The sequence below is a fragment of the Gordonia sp. 852002-50816_SCH5313054-c genome (assembly GCF_001665925.1).
GTDB lineage: Bacteria > Actinomycetota > Actinomycetes > Mycobacteriales > Mycobacteriaceae > Gordonia > Gordonia jacobaea.
The window spans coordinates 1-17,434 of sequence record NZ_LZTE01000053.1 but is presented as its reverse complement, the minus strand read 5'-3'; the positions used below and the strand labels follow the sequence as shown (position 1 = coordinate 17,434).

Sequence of the window (17,434 nt, the reverse complement as noted above, 5' to 3'; positions counted from 1 at the left end):
TCGCTACTGAGCAATAGGTGGGGGTTTATGCGGTCCCGAATCGATTCCAAACAATCAGCCTCGTCTGCACTGGTCACCAAGTCACCCGAAACGCACATCGCAGGTTTTTCAAAACCCGTCCAGTGTGAGTTCGAGTCTCACCGAGGGCACCACGAAACCCCTGTTCAGCAGGGGTTTATTGGTTTCTGTCGCTGGTCTCATTGCTGTTCGGCAGCATCCGGCACCTTGGTCGCTGCCTGGTCCAGATCCTCGAGCACCTGATTGAGGCGCGACGCTGCCACGATCGCCTCGCCGCGAGGAGTATCCGGCTCCACGTTCAGCTTGGCGAGTAGTGAGATGACGGGGATGCGGGCGGGGTCGACGGCCGACTCCGCTTCGCCACTGAGCGCTGCTCGAGTCATCTTGACCCGCTCACGGATTCGGTCCAGTGCCTCGCGGATATCGGTGGCGTCGGTACCTGTGAAGACCTGTGGTGGCTCGGACCCGGAGACAACGATGGCCGCGATCAACAGCGAGTGTGCGCAATGATGAATCGCCACGATCGGTTGTCGGACTGCCGCGGTTGATGACCGTGGCTCCAGAAGTGCGACAGCTCGTGTTGACGAACAGGCGGATTCGACGTTGACCTTGGCTTGCTCGAGGCGTCGAGTGGCCTCGGTGATCTGATGACGCTCCCCCGCAGTGGTGAGTCCGGTGGCAACACAGACGAGGGCGTCGTCCAGGGCGTCGAAGTACTTGGCGATGGAATCGATGAGCATGGGCCGCGAATTGGTCGAGAGAATCAAGTAGGCGCAGACCACCCCGATCAGCGATCCCGCCACGGTCTCCTCGACGCGAACGACGAGCAGTCGCATGTCGAAGACGCCGAGCAGATCGAACAGCGCAGCGACCATCACGGTGATGAACGCCACCAGGTAGGTGTACTGAACCGGGCCGAAATAGCTTGCGAGGAAGACGCAGAGCACGCCGAGGATCAGTTCGGGGATCACGTGATGGTTCGCGACCACCACCACGAGCGCCCCGATCACGACTCCCAGCACGGTGCCGACGATCCGGTCCATCGCGCGAGTTAGCACGGCCGCACGCGTGCTGGCCTTGATGAAGACGATGAACGCGGTCAGAACGGCCCAGTACCAGCGGGAAGCGGAAATAGCCTCGCCTACGACGGAAGCCAGTGCGGTGGCGAACATCACCTGAACAGCCAGCCGCGACGTAGGCTCCCAGTTGCGCCAGTGCTGCAGTTTCCAGGGCGGTGCCGAGATGCAGAGGGAGGCCGGCCCGAGACGTGGACGGTGGCGCTCGCGATGACCGTCGGCAGGGTCGGAGGGGTCGGCAGGGGGCATCGCCTCGGAGTCGCGCACCGAAGCGGTCAGTTCATTGAGCGCATGCCACGTACGTACGCAGCGCGAGATCTCCAGCGTGGCCAGTCCCCCCTCCTCGCTGAGGTCGACGAGGGACTCGGTTCGTTTCGCCCGACGTGCCGCGACGCGGCTTGCTTCGACGTCGACATCCTTGCCCAGAACGGTGTGCAGATCGGTGATCGCGTTGACGAGCAATGTGTTTCGTGGGAGTGCGCCGTCGTCTGACTGCGACGCGTCGCCGAACCTGTCGGCAACGAGCTGACTGCACACCTGCTCCACCGAGATCTGCGCATCCACTACAAGGTCGGCGAGAGTCTGTGGTTCGCAATCGAGGTAGCGATGCGTGTCGAACCGTGACTGCCAGTCGTCGATCGCGAGGGACATTCCACCGAGCCGGGCGAGGTCGCGCTCGATGCGCGGGCGGCCGGTGGCGCGCTGTGCGGCGAGTAGGGCGGTGTCAGCCGCGATGCGAAACTCCTTGAGCAGCAACGTGATCTGACGCCGCGGCCGCTGACGAAGCGCCACCGCACGCAGAAGCACTCCGGTGCCCATGGTGAGGCCGACCACCAGCCACAGGACGGGCAGCTGACCGTGATCCAGGCGTAACAGCAGAGTGAGGAAGTACGGAAAGAAGGCCGCGAATCCCAGCGCTCCACCCCGAGGACCGAATCGTCGAACCCACACGGCGATTCCCGACACCGCGACGAACACCGAGACCGCCGCGAATCGGTACGGCTCGAGCAGCGCGGCGAGCGTCGCAGAGAGCAGCGCGACGATGAGCTGGAGGCTCGCGGTGACGAGCCGCGCCCGGGGAGTGGGGTCCTTGGTGGAGTTGGTGCACACCAAAGCGGTGATGATGGGGACGACGAGCATCGACTGGTCCGCGTGGCCCGTGGCGACCAGAACCCAGGTGGCGCCGGTCGACAACGCAACCGCGGAGGTGACCAGAGTCGCGTCGTGCAGCCGCTGCCGTCCGGGATCTGCCGCGTCGGCCAGTCGCAGCAGATGCCGCGGATTCCAGATCTGTACCGGTTGCGGTAGCCGGTGGAGGAACGTCGACACGCCACTCAGTGTCGTGCACGCGCCCGAAATAGGCCTCGATCCGCCCAATAACGGGCGCTAACTTGCGAGCCATCATCCCGGCGAACGAGATCAGCTTTGAGATGGGCTGCATGAATGGGACTGTGTGTCCCGGGCCATCGCTCTGCTGAGAGTCTGTCTAATGGGATCAGTTCATGCTCACCGGAAACGTGGGTGGCCGCGCAACGTCAGAGAGGCACCGCAGTGCGAATTGTCGTCGGAGTCATATTCGTCCTCACCGCGATACTGATAGCCGTTACGTGGTTTCGGATTCGACGCGACGCCCGACATTCCACGCACGGGCTGTGGCTGATGGCGAGCCTCACCATGATCTGGATCTCGGCGACGGCGATCGCGGTGATCATCGCTCCCGAGGGTTCATTCTCCCTGTTGGTCGCGGTGTTGCCGGTGCTCGTCGTGATTCTGGGCTTGGCCGCGAGCGCACTACTGCTGGCAGCCAATACGCCCATCGTGGTCCGCCGCGAGGGATTGCGCATGGCCACGTTGGTCCCGGCCGCCCTCGGATTGGCCATCATCGCGACCCTGGCTCTTGTGTGGTGGTGGATGTTTTCCGCCATCTACGGTGACTGGCAGCTGGTTGTCGTACCGCTGGGCATCATTCCCGGGGCAATCATCGTCGCCGAACTGATGGCGTACACGACCTACGCGGTCGTATATCCGAGGGTGAATGGGCGTATCACTGACAGCGAAGTGATCGTCGTACTGGGTGCAGGGCTCAACGGCGATCGCGTTACCCCGCTTCTGGCGAGCCGGCTCGACCGAGCGGTACGCGTCTACGACGATCTGGTCGCGGCAGGCCGTCAGCCATGGATCGTGGTGTCCGGAGGCAGGGGCAACGACGAGGTGGTCAGCGAGGCATCTGCCATGGCCCGGTACCTCGCTGAGGAAACTCACGTACCGGCCGACGCGGTACTCCTCGAGGACGCATCGACCAACACCCGCGAGAACTTGGAGAATTCGCTACAGCTGTTGGCCGATCAGGGAATCAACTCCGCCCAGATGATCGTCGTGACGAACAATTTCCACGTACTGCGTAGCGCATCGCTGAGCCGTGAGTTGGGCATTCCAGGGGCGATCGTCGTCGGCTCCCCCACCGCCTGGTACTACCTGCCGTCGGGATTCCTCCGGGAATTTGCCGCAACCGTCGTGCACTACCGCAAACAGAATGTGCTCACCTAGGCCGTCATCTCCGGGTTGTGGATAGCCCTGGCTGCCGTCGCACTGATCATCAGCGCGCGTGAAGAATTCGTCGACGACGCACCGGTGCCACCGGCCGCACAGGAGTTCGTGCGGGCCGTCGGCTGACTCGCGCCTCAGCGCCCACCGCCGTCAACGAGTTCCGAACTGTCTCGACGTCAGATCAGTTCACCTGAGTTCCGACGACGCCCCGCGGCAAAAGCGACTTTCCCGGCGCTCGTGCCGTAGCCTCGCAATGTGACCCACAACACGGCGATGCTGTAGATGTCCGATTCTTCCGCGGGTTCCCGCGGGATCAGTCGGCGTCAGTTGTTAGGGGCGTCTGGTCTTGCCACAGTGGTTCTCGCGTTGTCGCGCACACCCGCGGCGCGCGCCGCGCCATCCCCGCCCGACGGCTATCTGGACATGCCGCCCATCGCGAGACAGATACTCGGGGGGGCTGCGCATAGCGTCGCGCGATGCGCTCCGTGGCGTGTCGGTCATGGTGATGCCAGGTGACGACCGGTACTCGAAGCAGCAGGGTGTCACCGGGCGCGGCCCCGGTGCGATGTCTGATGGTGCGGCCGACGAATTCGTCGGCCTGGTGGACCGCTTTCTACCGCAGGGCGACCAGCTTCTCCGGCCACTGGCAGTGGCACTGTCGGTGACGCTCACCGACCTGGCCGTCACGCCGCTGCAGCTTCCCGACGACAAGGTGGCCTCGGCAGTCGACCGCGCGCTCGGCGTCAGCGACAACGACCGCACCTTTCCGCTGTCCCTGATCGCCGGGTTGGTCATGGATGTCGCAGCGCTACTCGTCGGCGCACCGCTTGCGGGTCCGTTTGCCTCACCCTTCGCCAACGCCAACTTTCAGACGAAAGCCCGTGCGTTCGAGTTGGTCGAACAACCTGCTGCCGATCTACTCGCCGTCTTCGACAATGCGCTACCGCAACCGCTGCGCGGGTCCGGCGCGGGCCTGTTGCGCTTCGTCGGGGGCATCCTGCTCGACGGTTCGGCGTTCACCGTGTGGAGCGAGCATCGGCTCTACGACTACACCGCACGGCGTCTCTCGGCGTCCTGTCAGTTGGAACATCACCGGATACCGGCCCAACGGGCTCGTAGACGGCCACGACGATTTCATCGGCTATTACAAGGGATTCGAGGAGTTCTGAGTGCGTGACGTCATTGTGATCGGCGCTGGTGGGGGTGGCCCGGTGGTCGCCGCCGAACTCGCCGGACAGGGCCTCGACGTGTTGCTGCTCGAAGGTGGTCCGCGCCACGCGAACCCCGCCAAACAGTGGTCGCATCTCGAGTTCGACGCCAACGACCCCACAGCCGGTTTCCTCCGCTTCGGACCGGGCGACCGGTCCACACCGTACTGGCACCGCGAATGGGCACAGAACAGCTTCGTCTGGGAATTGGGTGGGGTGGGCGGCACCACTCAACACTTCTTCGGCAACAGTCCGCGACCGTATCCCGGCGTGTTCGCCGGCTACCGCGGTGCCGACGCCGCCCTGTACGACACCGCGCATCGCTTCCCCTTCACCTACCGCGAACTCGTTCCGTATCTCGAGTGGGTGGAAGCGAGCCTGCCGGTCAAGCCTGCCCCGATGGGGACCAAAGAGGCGCTCTTCTTCCGAGGCTGCGAAGGCTTGGGATTGCCGCTGCAACGATCACGGGACACGACCCGCGCAGCTTTTCGACCGCAGCCGAACTGTATTTTGCATCCAGGCGGAAATGCCGGCCGCACAACAGATTCCAACCTTCTCGCCTACCCGCAGGCAACGGGTTGCACCTTCTGCGGCCACTGTTTTCAGGGTTGCTACCAACCAGCGCGCGCACCACGGAACCTCTTCGCCCGCCGATCGACCGACAACAGTTACGTTCCGCTCGGCCTTGCCGCTGATGCGGTTCGTCGCGGCGGCAAGGCCATGGAACTGCGCGCGGAGTCGTTCGTCGAGCAAATTCACACAGAGGAACGCCGCGGACGCGTCCGCGCCACCGGAGTGACATGGCGAGACAACGTCACCGGGGTGCGACATCGTGAAGACGCCCAGGTCGTGGTGATGGCCGGCGGCGCTACAGAGAGCCCGCGGCTGTGGTTCAACAGTGGATTGCCGAACCCGAACGGCTGGGTCGGTCGCGGACACACCGACCACTGGTTCGACTGGGTGGTAGGTCTTTTCGATGAGGACACCGGCAACACGCGGGGTGCCAATTCTTGTGCACGGGTCGAGTTCCCCGGATATGGATGCTTGGAGAACTCCGGAGTCACCCCGGCGATCCAGGCGTTCACGATGACGTTGTCCAACAGCGGTATTCGCGGCCAGTACACCAACGGCCGCGGGATGCGGGGCGCATGGGACGGCCCCACCGGACGACTGGCCGGGGACGAACTCCGCGACTTCATGGCCCACGGAATCGACCGGATGCTGAACGTCTTGTGCATCACCGACGACCACGTCGAGCCCGAATGTCGAATAGTGCCTTCACTTTTCCCGGCTGACTCCCACGGTGCTGTCGCGAAAGTCGACATCGACATTCGCAAGCGGTCGGCCCCGACCCGACGCAACCGCGAGTACATCACGACGAAGGCGGCGCAACTCCTCCGGAAAGCCGGCGCGCGAAAGGTATATCGGCTGGACTGGGCTCCCCTGCTCCTCCACGTGCACTCGTCGATGCGCATGGGCGAGTCGGCCCGCAATTCCGTGACGCGCCCCAGCGGTGAGGCGCGATTCGTCGACCGAATTTTCATCGCGGACAACTCGGTTCTCGCCAACTCACTCGGCGGACCCAACCCCACCCTGACCACCCAGGCGCTCGCCACCCGCACCGCGGAGAAGATCATGGCTACCTACTTCGGAGGCGACCCCTGGGTGGCCACCGGCGAACCGGTCGCGACCACCGACGATCGGATCACCAAGCGGATGATCGAACTCGGGCTCTGACCCCTACAGTTCCGTCTCGATCGGAGCGGGCGTCGCGGCCACGTCGGCAAGCACCTCGACGTTGTGCGCCACACCCCGGCTCTCCCGAGCGGCGATCCGGGTGACGGCGCTATCAAGGACGCCGACGACGCCCGTCGGATCGAAGACGGCCAAGCACTGGCGTGCGACCACCAGGTCGCGCGCGAGAATGGTAGGGCCACGGGCGAACCCGGGCTCGACTGCCAACAGCAACGCGAACCGCCACGCACTGTCGCGGAGGACCTTGATCGCCTCATTGATCGCAAAGATCTGATTCTGCTTGAGGACGGTATAGATCTCGGCCAGCGCGGGCGAAAGTTCGTTGATGTCGTCGACAACACCATTGACCTGGCTCGCAAGCACCGCGTTGATCGTCGTGAAATCGCGCTCGATATCCCGAAGCCCGCGTCGGCCGGCGACCTCGACCGCCGCGATTCCCAAGTCCAACACGATATGTGCAGTGATCCCGGCGAGCATGTGCTGCACCATGATCGGCGCGGGATCGGGTGCATGGTCGAACGTGATGCGCCAGGAGCGAGTTGGCTTCGAGAAGGTGCCGGGATGGTGATAGCCGTTGAAAGCCTCAAAGTATCGGGCGGCGAAAGCGACATCGAGACGCTCCATCCGCGGGCCGTCGTCGAAATACCCGCGCTCTATGGCAGCACCCACGGCAAGAGTGATGCGCTTGTAGAGCGCAGCGAAGTAGCCGAGACGACTCGGTGTGCTCACCGACCACGAAATGATGTCGTCGAGGGCAGCCACCACGTCGTCGATGGTGGTCACGGGCGGGACCGGCGAAGGAGCCGGCACAACCTGGCCGCGCGAACGATTCATAACGCCCTCCACTGCCTTGACCTGCGACGATACCGGATCTGAGCCTCTCCGGCAAACACGACATGTCGCCCAAGCCGCGCGTCTGATAGTCTCGCCGTGTCCATTCCGATATCAAAGCGTTACCAACCCCAGAGCGGACGTATAGCAGTGCCTCACCACCGATTGACCGACCGTGACTCGATCCCGAACGCGACGCGTGCGGTCTTTGACTCGCCACCTCGCGCCAGCCGTGGTCAGCACCGCGCAGCTTCCAACAACGCGCACACCCTCAAGCTGAAGACCGCGACCGTCGCCGCGATCACCGGAGTGATCGGCCTCGGTTCCGTTGGCGCGGCGCAGGCCGCCGCAAAGCCGGCTCCGAAGCCCGCAGCACCGACCGTGGCGTTGCCGGAGAACATCAAGCTGCCAGAGAACATCAAGCTTCCGGAAAACATCAAGCTGCCACCGCAGCTAGAGGAACTCACCCGCAACGCGTTGCCCCCGAATGCGGGGGTCCCGGGCAAGAAGCGTGCCGTTGCACCGACCACCGGCACCGTGACCTCCGGGTATGGCGCCCGCTGGGGATCGCATCACAACGGCGTCGACATTGCCAACCGCGTCGGCACTCCGATCCACGCCGTCACCGACGGCACCGTCCTCGAATCGGGCCCGGCGTCGGGCTTCGGGATGTGGGTTCGTGTTCGCCAGGACGACGGCACGACCGGTGTCTACGGACACGTCAACGAGAGCTTCGTCAGGGCGGGCCAGAAGGTTCACGTCGGCCAGACGATCGCCACCGTCGGCAATCGTGGACAGTCCACCGGCCCGCACCTGCATTACGAGGTCTGGGACAAGAACCAGCAGAAGATCAACCCGCAGGCGTGGTTGGCATCGCGCGGGGTCAACCCCTGACCTCCAACCCCTGACCCCTCGGGGCAGTATTCTCGACGATGTGCGCTGATCGGCGCACATCGTCGCAGGCCCCTGGAGATCGCCATGGGATTCATCTTCTTCACACTGCTCGTCGTTGCCGGCGTCATCGGCCTCATCTACAAGCTCAAGCACGACAAGCCGCAGGATCACGACGGCATGATCAGCTACGACAGCACGGGCTCGAACCCTTCGGATTCGAGCAACGACTGATCGCTCTCGGGTCGCACACTGCACCTGCGATGAGTCCTGAGGCACCTGCGATGAGACTCGAGCCGCGATCACTTTCCCGCCGCGGCTGGCTCATCCTTGCCCAATTCTGCGCCGGGAACCGTCGGAAGTCGTTGAGCGACAACTAGTCCGAGCAACGCCAAGAATACGGCCAGCAGGATCGCCATCTTGATCGCCTCCAACTGGGCGTTGACGTAGTCGTCGACAAGTGTCGACACCTCACCGGCGGGAATATCGTGCTCCTGAGCAACCGCCTCGAGCTGGTCTCGTCCGAGGATTTCGACGCCGTTCGCCGTCGCGTCGTTGATCTGACTCTTCGTCTGCGCCGAAATCGTCGAGTCTGCCTGAGCTGCCGTATTGAAGCCCGAACTGAGCGCGGCGACAAGTAGCGCACCGAGCAGCGCAACGCCCACGGATGTCCCGATGTTCTGGGCCGTGCCCTGCAAGCCGCCCGCTTCACCACGGTCACGATTGCCCACCGACGACATGATCACGTTGCCGAGTTGTGCTGCTATGAAACCGAATCCGGCGCCGAAGATGGCCATGCCGATGGCGAACACAACACTGTTGAGCTCGGGATCGATGGTGGTCACCAGAAGTACGCAACCGACGATCACAAGCACCAGACCGATTCTGACCATCCGCCGCGGCGACTGCGTCGCAGCCAGTTTCGGGCTGGCGAACGCCGCGATCAGCATGGCCACCGACATGGGCGCGAGCTTCACTCCTGTCTCGAACGCGTTCATCTGCAGTGCGTACTGCAGGTAGATCGGGATGATGAAGAACATCCCGCCGATAATGGTCTGCTGCGCGAGCAGCATGATCAATCCGTTGCGCAGCTGCAGTTTTCGAAGCAACGCGGGGTGAAGCAGCGGTGTGCCGCCACGGTCGATGACACGACGCTCCCAGGAGACAAGACCGATGAGCACAAAGACGCCGAGCGCAATCATGAACGGCACCACCGAGAAACCGAACGGTGTCACTCTCACGTCACCGATTGTCAGTGCGCCTCGCGGCCTGATGAAGCCCCAGGTGCCTGCCTGCAGCAGCGCGATCACGATGAGCCCGAGTCCCGCTACCGACAACGCGGTTCCGACCCAGTCCATCCCCCCGGGCTCGGCCTTCTCGTCGTCGGCGATGGCGCGCACCGCAAGCACGACGAGGATGCACACGACGGTCTCCGCGGCGAACACCACCCGCCAGGTGAGTGCTTCAGTCACCCATCCGCCGATCAACGGACCGGCCGCCGCGCCGGCTGCGGCAATACCGCCGAGGGCGCTATAGGCGGTTGCGCGGTCGCGACCCGAATAGTTCGACGCCGTCAACGAAATGATCGCAGGCATCACCATGACGGCTCCGGCGCCCTCAACGAAGGACCATCCGAACAACAGCATGCCGATGTTCTGGCTGAATGCCGTGATGAGCGAACCGATTCCGTACACGATGAGCCCGATGGCGAAAACCCTCCGCCTGCCGAACATATCGCCGAGGCGACCGCCGAAGAGCATGAACGATCCCATGACCAGTGTGTAGAGGGTGATCGCGAGTTGGACTTGGGTCAACGTCGTGCCGAGGTCGGCAACGACCTGCGACACCGACACGTTCATGACCGTTGTGTCGAGCACCATGATGAACTGTGCAGCGCTGAGGATGAGGAGGACCCGCCACCGTCGCATGGCAGCACGATACGCGGAACGCCCTGGCCGCACGCGGTTTCTGCCCGGCAGCGGAGGCAATCTCTACTGATTGGTCGACAGCCACGATCTCAGACCGCGCCGAGTGCGGACACCGACTCCCTCGCTGAAAATGGCCACCTCGCACACCGTCAGATTGGGCCCTGGACAACCTCAGCAAGGCTAACCATTTGGGCCATTTGGGAGACGCCCACCAATGACGGTAAAACAGTCGCGAGCAACGTCACGTCAGCCGAGTTGACCCCAGACGAGGGAGCCGCGATGAACCCCCACCGACTGACTGTGAACTGCTCGATGCTGTTCACCGACCTACCGTTGCTGCGCAGACCCCAGGCGGCGCGCGATGCGGGTTTCGATGCCGTCGAATTCTGGTGGCCGTTCGACGACGCTGTCCCTGCCGATCGAGAGGTCGACGAGTTCGTGACGGCGATCGACGACGCCGGGGTACGCCTCACCCACCTCAACCTCGCAGCGGGTGATCTCGCGGCGGGTGAGCGTGGGCTGTTGTCGCATCCGCCCAGGACGCGCGAGTTCGTCGACAGCATCGACGTCGCGGTCGGCATCGGTGCACGTCTGCGAACCGTGGGTTTCAATTCGCTCTACGGCAACCGCATGGCAGGACTCGACATCGCCGAACAAGACTCACTGGCAGTCGACAACCTTGCCATCGCGGCTCGTGCCGCTGCGACGATCGGCGCGCAGATCCTCCTCGAACCACTCAGTGCGATCCCGGACTATCCGCTCCGCCTCGCCGATGATGCGCTCGCAGTGGCCGACGCCGTTCGACGCGAGCACCGGATTGACAACGTCGCGCTCCTCGCTGATCTCTACCACCTGTCGACGAACGGCGACGACCTCGACCACGTGCTCTCGCACCACACCGGGCGGATCGGTCATGTGCAGATCGCCGACGCCCCTGGCCGTGGCGAACCAGGCACGGGCACAATGGACTTCGCGCGATACCTGGGTGCGCTCGACGAAGCCGGATACCAGGGATGGATCAGTCTCGAGTATCGCCCGACGCTGCCCGACCCGTTCTCGTGGATCGCGGAGTTCGCAGACGGCGCACACTGAGACACGGCACTCGGATCACCGCACCACGGAGGAGCACCTCATCATGACAACCCTCGCGTTCATCGGACTCGGCGTGATGGGCAGTCCGATGTCCGTCAACGCGGTTCGCGCAGGACACCGCGTCGTCGGCTACAACCGCACACCGTCCAAAGCCGCGGCACTCGTCGAGGCCGGTGGAACCGCAGTGCACTCCGTCCCCAAGGCGGTCGCCGATGCCGACATCGTCGCCACGGTGCTCCCCGACTCCCCCGATGTCGAGCAGACGATGAATGGACCAGATGGAGTGTTCGCGCACGCCAAGCCGGGCACCGTCATCGTCGACTTCTCGACCGTCAGACCCGACGTCGCGGTCCGGTTGGCCGACCAGGCGGCTGAGCGCGGCCATTTGTTTCTCGACGCTCCGGTGTCGGGCGGCGAGGAGGGCGCAGTCAATGCGACCCTGTCGATCATGGTCGGCGGCTCAGACCAGGCGGTCGAGGCAGCGGCGCCCCTCCTGCATGCTGTCGGTTCGACCGTCGTACACGTGGGACCAAGCGGCAGTGGACAATTGGTCAAAGCGGCCAATCAATTGATCGTGGCCGCCAATATCGCCGCACTCGCCGAGGCACTCGTCTACCTCGAGGCCAGCGGGGTGCAGACCACCGCAGCGGTCGAAGTCCTCGGCGGAGGACTCGCGGGATCGACAGTGCTCGACCACAAGGCACGTCGGATGATCGATCGAGACTTCGCACCGGGAGCGCGAATCGACCTGCACCACAAGGACCTCGGGATCGTCACCGCCTCGGCACGCGAGGCAGGATTGGCTCTCCCGATCGGCTCCCTCGTCGCGACACTCATGGCGTCGGCGCGGGCCAACGGCGACGGCGGCCTCGATCACGCGGCACTGTTTCGGACGGTCGAGCGGCTGTCCGGCAGGCTCGACTCGATGTGATGTCCCAGCCCGGCCTACTGCAGGGTTCCGCGTGCGAGTCCGAGCTCGTTCTCCATCGCGCGCCGAACCAGACGCCCTCTGTCGGGAGCACCCGCGTAGTGCACCAGCGCGTGCGAGTTGACGCCGTCGATCATCCCGAGGAACTGCCACGCGACGTCGGCCGCGTCGTCGGTGACGAACTCGCCCGCGTCGACACCCTCGCTGATGAGCTCGGACACCAGTGACTGCCAACGGCCCATGACGTCCCGAACTGCGGCAGCGAGAGGGTGATTCACCCTGCCAAGACTGAAGGCGTCGGCCCATACGATCGTGACATCGTCGCGGCCCGGCTCCGTCAGCGTCGCGATCAAGGTCCGCAGCTTCGACGTTGAGTTCGGTTCGGTGGCAATGAGTTCGGTGATGTCGTCGACCTCCGCGCTGGTGATCGCCGAGAACGTGGACGCGACGAGCTCGTCCATACTCGGCTCGTAGTGTGCGACGAGCGCGGGCGCCACACCTGCCCGTGCGCCGACAGACCTCAGGGTCAGCCCTGGAAGCCCATCGGCACGAGCGACCTGACATGCGGCGGTGCGGATCTCATCCGTCCGTTCCTCGGGCGACTTGCGGGGTGCGCGCGTCCGGCTCTTCGAGACCATCACCCAGCGATCATCGTGCCTGGCCACCACCTAGTCAACCGCTATTGATCACAGAATCAATAATTCGTTCGTTCCACTTGACGGCCCGACCCGCACCCCTTACCGTTCTAGTTATTGATTGCTCGATCAATAACGAAAGGCTCCGAATATGTCCTGGACAATGCCCGCCGAGACCGCCCCCCACGAGCGTGTGTGGATGGCGTTTCCACGGACCAACACCACCCTCGCCGAAAGCGCGGCCGACGCCGAGACCGCGTACGCCGCGTGGAGCGAGGTTGCCAATACGGTCGCGCAGTTCGAGCAGGTCGTCATGGTCGTCGACCCGACAGAGACGACACGTGCGCGTGCCATGCTCTCGGAGGAGATCGAGATCGTCGAAGCGCCGCTCGACGACGCGTGGATGCGCGACATCGGGCCGACCTTCGTCATCGACGACGCAGGCCAACTCGGCGCTGTCACATGGACGTTCAACGGTTGGGGCGCACAGGAGTGGGCCGAGTGGACCAACGATCGTCAGATCGGGCGCGTGGTCGCAGGCCGGGCAGGTGTCCCAGTTGTCAGCTCGATGCTCGTCCAGGAGGGCGGCGCCATCCACGTCGACGGCGAGGGCACCGTTCTCGTCACCGAGACGGTCCAACTCGACCCCTATCGAAACCCCTACGCCACGCGCGAGACGATCGAAGCCGAGCTCGAACGCACGATCGGCGCAAGGAAGGTCATCTGGCTCCCCCGCGGCCTGACCCGCGACTACGAGCGGTTCGGCACGCGCGGTCATGTCGACATGGTCGCGACCATTCCCTCCCCCGGGACGCTGCTGCTGCACCACCAGCCGAATCCCGACCATCCCGACCACGCAGTCACCAAAGGCTTGCGCGAGTTCTTCGAAGGCACCACCGACGCAGCCGGACGATCGTGGAACATCGTCGATCTGCCCGCTCCCAACACGATTCGGGACTCCGAGGGCTTCGTCGACTACAGCTACATCAACCACCTCGTCGTCAATGGTGGTGTCGTCGCCTGTGGTTACGGTGAACCGGAGGCCGACGCGCGCGCGGCCGAGATCCTGGCGTCGGTCTACCCCGGCCGGCGCGTGGTGACCATCGACGCACGCGAGATCCTGGCACGCGGCGGTGGAATCCACTGCATCACACAGCAACAACCAGCCGTCGGCGCCACGTCATGACGTCCCCGACACAAACCCCACCACTGGTGGAGGCATCGATAGCCGAACTGAGTGCCGCGCTGGAATCAGGCGCGGTCACCAGCGTCGAACTCGTCTGTGGGTACCTGAACCGCATTGGCCGATACGATAGACACAGGTTGACGCTCAACGCGATTCCCGTTCTCAACCCGACGATGTTCGACGAAGCGCGCGCATCGGACGAACGTCGTGCCCGTGGCGAGGCGTACGGTCCGTTCGACGGCATCCCGTACACCGCGAAGGACAGCTACCGGGTGCAGGGCCTCACCGTGGCGTCGGGTTCGCCTGCGTTCGCGCATCTCGTCGCGGGCTCAGACGCGTTCGCCGTCGAACGTCTGCGGGCTGCCGGCGCAATCTGCCTCGGCCTCACCAACATGCCTCCGATGGCCAATGGCGGTATGCAGCGGGGCGTGTACGGACGGGCCGAGAGTCCTTACAACAGCGACTATCTCGCGGCCGCGTACCTGTCCGGCTCGTCGAACGGTTCTGGCGTGTCGACAGCTGCGAGCCTTGCGGCGTTCGGCCTCGGCGAAGAGACATGGTCGAGTGGCCGCTCCCCCGCGTCGAACAACGCGCTCGTCGCGTACACGCCGTCGCGCGGCGTGATCTCGGTGCGTGGCAACTGGCCGTTGACGCCGACAATGGATGTCGTTGTGCCACAAACTCGTACGGTCGACGACATGCTCGCCCTGCTCGATGTGCTCGTCACGGATGACAACGACACACGAGGAGACTTCTGGCGCACGCAGCCATGGGTGGAATTGCCCGCGGCATCGTCGGTGCGGCCAGAGTCGTACCTGGACCTCCGCGATGACAATGCCCTGCGGGGCAAGCGTTTCGGCATACCCCGCATCATCCTGGGCGACGACCCCGACGCGGGCTGGCCGATCACACCACGACCCTCGGTCATCGAGCTGTGGAACCGCGCACGAGCAGACCTGGAGGCAGCGGGCGCCGAGATAATCGACGTCGACTTCCCCGCCCTGACCAACTACGAACTCGACCGACCCGACGCCCGCGACGGCTATGCCCGCGGAATCCTCCCGGAAGGATTCTTCGACGCGGAGATGTGGGACCTCACCGTCTGGTCGTGGAACGATTTCTTGGAGGCCAACGGCGACCCCGCACTGAACCGCCTCGCCGACGTCGACGGGCCGTTGATCTTCCCACTGCCCGACGGCGCGATTCCCGATGAACTGCACGGGTATTACGCGCGGTACAACCTGGACATCAGCGAGTACCCCGAGCGCGCCGCACGCGGAATCCCAACGCTCGATGAGATTCCCGATCTGGCCGAGGGCATCCGCGGGCTCGAGGAGATGCGCCGCGTCGACCTCGAGGAGTGGCTCGACGAACTCGGCCTCGACGCACTGGTGTTTCCCTCTGCGCTCGACGTCGGACCCGCGGACGCCGACACCAATCCGGAATCACACGAACGTGCCATGGCAAACGGGGTGTGGGTGTCGACCGGCAACACCATGATCCGTCACTACGGCATTCCGACTGTCAACGTCACGATGGGCACGATGAGTGACATCGGAATGCCCGTGAACCTGACATTCGCCGGACGCGCCTACGACGACAACGCCCTACTCGCCTACGGCTGGGCCTACGAGCACGCGTCTCGACGCCGCACCGCCCCTACCTCGACGCCGGAGCTCCCTTCACTGATGCGCCCCCTGATGCGCCCGGGCGCCGAGGCCGGCGGCGACGTCCCAGCGCTAGAACTGACAGCATCCGCTCGACGCGATGCGCAGTTTGCGGTCATCGAGATCTCGGGGTCATCCGACGCCGACCTGCTACAGGTGTTCGTCGACGGAGATGCTGTTCCGATCGACCGCGAGGGATCGAGCTTCACAGCATCGGTCGAGATTCCCGCAGCCGAGCTCAAGCGACAACACTCCGCGTGGCGCATCCCGTACGGCGCACTCGTGACAGCAATCGCGACGTCATCGAACGGCGCAGCCAACGCCGAATATGTGATCGTGGACGGCATCTGACCACGCTCCCTCTACTGGGACCTGCCCCGAGCGACCACGTCTGCCCCGCCACCGATGCGTGGTGGCGGGGTGTAGACGGGTTGCGGCACAACCAGATTCGACGGTTCGCCCGGGATGGCGCGGTGGTCAGGCGGCGTCGGCCAGCGGTGGGCCGAGGCTGTCTGGCGGGTCGACGCCGTGGGGTGCGATGAGGCCGCCTGGTGGAGCTGGGCCCGTTGGCGCGTCCGGGTCTGTGGGTGGCTCGGGGTCGGGTGGATCAGCGAGGTTCCATCGGATGTCGACCCGCGAGCTGAGACGAACGGTGTCGCCGGAGGGCATTGCGCCCACCAACGCGAGCTCGACCCGCCCGCGGGGCGGGTCCGGCATCGATGTCGGCGACACCATCCAGGCGCCGACTGCGTCCGCGACGATCTCGGCGTCCGCTGTACCGGAGGCTCGCGCGACGATCCCGGTATCGGCTGTGTCCGAGGCGATCCCGGTCCCGGTACCGGCCGCGCGTGCAGCCGCTGCTGCTTCGTTGTTGGTGTGTTCGGCGGCAAGGTAGTCGCGGAAATCAGCTTTAACGTCCGCGATGCGGTTGATGCGTTCCGGATTCTCCGGCATACCGGGCTTGGCGTTGAGCCGCCACGCAACCCGCCCGGTGTCGGGGCCGTCGGTGATCATGCGGGTGGTGAACTGGCCAGGTTTCGGGCCGACTCTCCGGTTGTGCACATCGCATGCCGGGACGAGTTGGTCGATATCGGTCAAGCCGCCGTCGGCCCAGTCTTTCGCGGCGTGATGCATCTGCACCCTGCTCGCGGGCTGATTACAGCCCGGGGCCGAACACATCTTCCCGCCGGGTGAGGCGAACGAGGCCAACCGTTGCCCCAGCGACGCGATCCGCTTCGACCGACCGAAATACAGGGGCACGCTGGTGTGCTCACCGAACACCGCCAAATACTGGCTCGCCCCGGCCGAGGCGGCCATCTCGATCACATCACCGATCGGGAGCAGTGTTCCGGACGTGGTTTGCGCGATCCCCGCCTGCGCTTCCAACTCGTGCAGGCTGGTGGTGACGATGACCTGGATCGGTAACCCCCGGTGGGTGTTGCCCAACATCCCTGATTCAAGTACTTGCTGCAGGAGTGCGGAGAAGGCGTCGTGGTTGCGTTGCGCTGGTGAGCGTTCATCACGCAGCGCGGCCGCCGCGACCTGTTCAGCATTCGCGGTCGTGATCGGCCCGACCGGCGACTCCGGGTCGTCCGGATTGTTCATGCCCGGTTTGGCCCACGCGTCCAACACCGTGTCTCTTATACACATCTGACGCTGCCGACGATCGCAT

General features: G+C 64.6%; 14 protein-coding genes and 1 tRNA gene. 10 read left to right on the top strand and 5 right to left on the bottom strand.

Annotation, left to right across the window (positions count from 1 at the left end; translation table 11 throughout):
- Nucleotides 1-57: 57 nt before the first annotated feature.
- Nucleotides 58-152 (top strand) — tRNA-OTHER (locus A5788_RS23855).
- A 45-nt stretch (nt 153-197) separates the two neighbouring features.
- On the opposite strand, the gene A5788_RS12385 is transcribed toward A5788_RS23855, so the two are convergent.
- Entirely contained in the window at nt 198-2,423 is a 2,226-nt protein-coding gene (locus tag A5788_RS12385) for an FUSC family protein (RefSeq protein WP_064866919.1), read from the bottom strand.
- 330 nt (nt 2,424-2,753) lie between these two features.
- On the opposite strand from A5788_RS12385, the gene A5788_RS12380 reads away from it, so the two are divergent.
- The 3 genes from A5788_RS12380 (at nt 2,754) to A5788_RS12370 (ending at nt 6,586) form a co-directional block, all read left to right on the top strand.
- Nucleotides 2,754-3,641 (top strand): YdcF family protein, encoded by an 888-nt coding sequence (locus tag A5788_RS12380; protein WP_064866921.1) that lies wholly within the window; start codon nt 2,754-2,756, stop codon nt 3,639-3,641.
- A 499-nt stretch (nt 3,642-4,140) separates the two neighbouring features.
- Nucleotides 4,141-4,818 carry a hypothetical protein gene (locus A5788_RS12375; RefSeq protein WP_231894043.1) on the top strand — a complete coding sequence of 226 codons (678 nt, stop codon included), beginning with the start codon at nt 4,141-4,143 and terminating at the stop codon, nt 4,816-4,818.
- Nucleotides 4,811-6,586 carry a GMC family oxidoreductase N-terminal domain-containing protein gene (locus A5788_RS12370; RefSeq protein WP_064866924.1) on the top strand — a complete coding sequence of 592 codons (1,776 nt, stop codon included), beginning with the start codon at nt 4,811-4,813 and terminating at the stop codon, nt 6,584-6,586. The genes A5788_RS12375 and A5788_RS12370 overlap by 8 nt, the downstream gene beginning before the upstream one ends.
- Nucleotides 6,587-6,589: 3 nt before the next feature.
- On the opposite strand, the gene A5788_RS12365 is transcribed toward A5788_RS12370, so the two are convergent.
- A complete protein-coding gene (locus A5788_RS12365; protein ID WP_231894044.1) occupies nt 6,590-7,387 on the bottom strand; it encodes a DUF5995 family protein in 798 nt (265 codons plus the stop codon).
- 198 nt (nt 7,388-7,585) lie between these two features.
- Between A5788_RS12365 and A5788_RS12360 the strand changes: the two genes are divergently transcribed.
- Entirely contained in the window at nt 7,586-8,329 is a 744-nt protein-coding gene (locus A5788_RS12360; RefSeq protein ID WP_082937798.1) for a M23 family metallopeptidase, read from the top strand.
- An 84-nt stretch (nt 8,330-8,413) separates the two neighbouring features.
- On the top strand, nt 8,414-8,560 hold the full coding sequence (locus A5788_RS23850; protein WP_156525513.1) for a hypothetical protein: 147 nt from the start codon (nt 8,414-8,416) through the stop codon (nt 8,558-8,560).
- A 68-nt stretch (nt 8,561-8,628) separates the two neighbouring features.
- On the opposite strand, the gene A5788_RS12355 is transcribed toward A5788_RS23850, so the two are convergent.
- A complete protein-coding gene (locus tag A5788_RS12355; protein WP_064866928.1) occupies nt 8,629-10,254 on the bottom strand; it encodes an MFS transporter in 1,626 nt (541 codons plus the stop codon).
- A gap of 279 nt (nt 10,255-10,533) precedes the next feature.
- Here A5788_RS12355 and A5788_RS12350 point away from each other — a divergent pair, with 279 nt between their 5' ends.
- Nucleotides 10,534-11,346 carry a hydroxypyruvate isomerase family protein gene (locus tag A5788_RS12350; RefSeq protein WP_064866930.1) on the top strand — a complete coding sequence of 271 codons (813 nt, stop codon included), beginning with the start codon at nt 10,534-10,536 and terminating at the stop codon, nt 11,344-11,346.
- Nucleotides 11,347-11,389: 43 nt separating this feature from the next.
- On the top strand, nt 11,390-12,277 hold the full coding sequence (locus tag A5788_RS12345) for a 2-hydroxy-3-oxopropionate reductase (protein WP_049698174.1): 888 nt from the start codon (nt 11,390-11,392) through the stop codon (nt 12,275-12,277).
- Nucleotides 12,278-12,291: 14 nt separating this feature from the next.
- Here A5788_RS12345 and A5788_RS12340 read toward each other — a convergent pair whose 3' ends face one another.
- Nucleotides 12,292-12,912, bottom strand: coding sequence for a TetR/AcrR family transcriptional regulator (locus tag A5788_RS12340; RefSeq protein WP_064866932.1), 621 nt, complete (start codon nt 12,910-12,912; stop codon nt 12,292-12,294).
- 148 nt (nt 12,913-13,060) lie between these two features.
- On the opposite strand from A5788_RS12340, the gene A5788_RS12335 reads away from it, so the two are divergent.
- Entirely contained in the window at nt 13,061-14,095 is a 1,035-nt protein-coding gene (locus A5788_RS12335; protein ID WP_049698176.1) for an agmatine deiminase family protein, read from the top strand.
- Entirely contained in the window at nt 14,092-16,113 is a 2,022-nt protein-coding gene (locus A5788_RS12330; RefSeq protein WP_049698177.1) for an amidase, read from the top strand. The genes A5788_RS12335 and A5788_RS12330 overlap by 4 nt, the downstream gene beginning before the upstream one ends.
- 126 nt (nt 16,114-16,239) lie before the next feature.
- Here A5788_RS12330 and A5788_RS12325 read toward each other — a convergent pair.
- Nucleotides 16,240-17,434: HNH endonuclease signature motif containing protein (locus A5788_RS12325; protein ID WP_156525512.1), on the bottom strand; the 1,195-nt coding region annotated here is incomplete at its 5' end.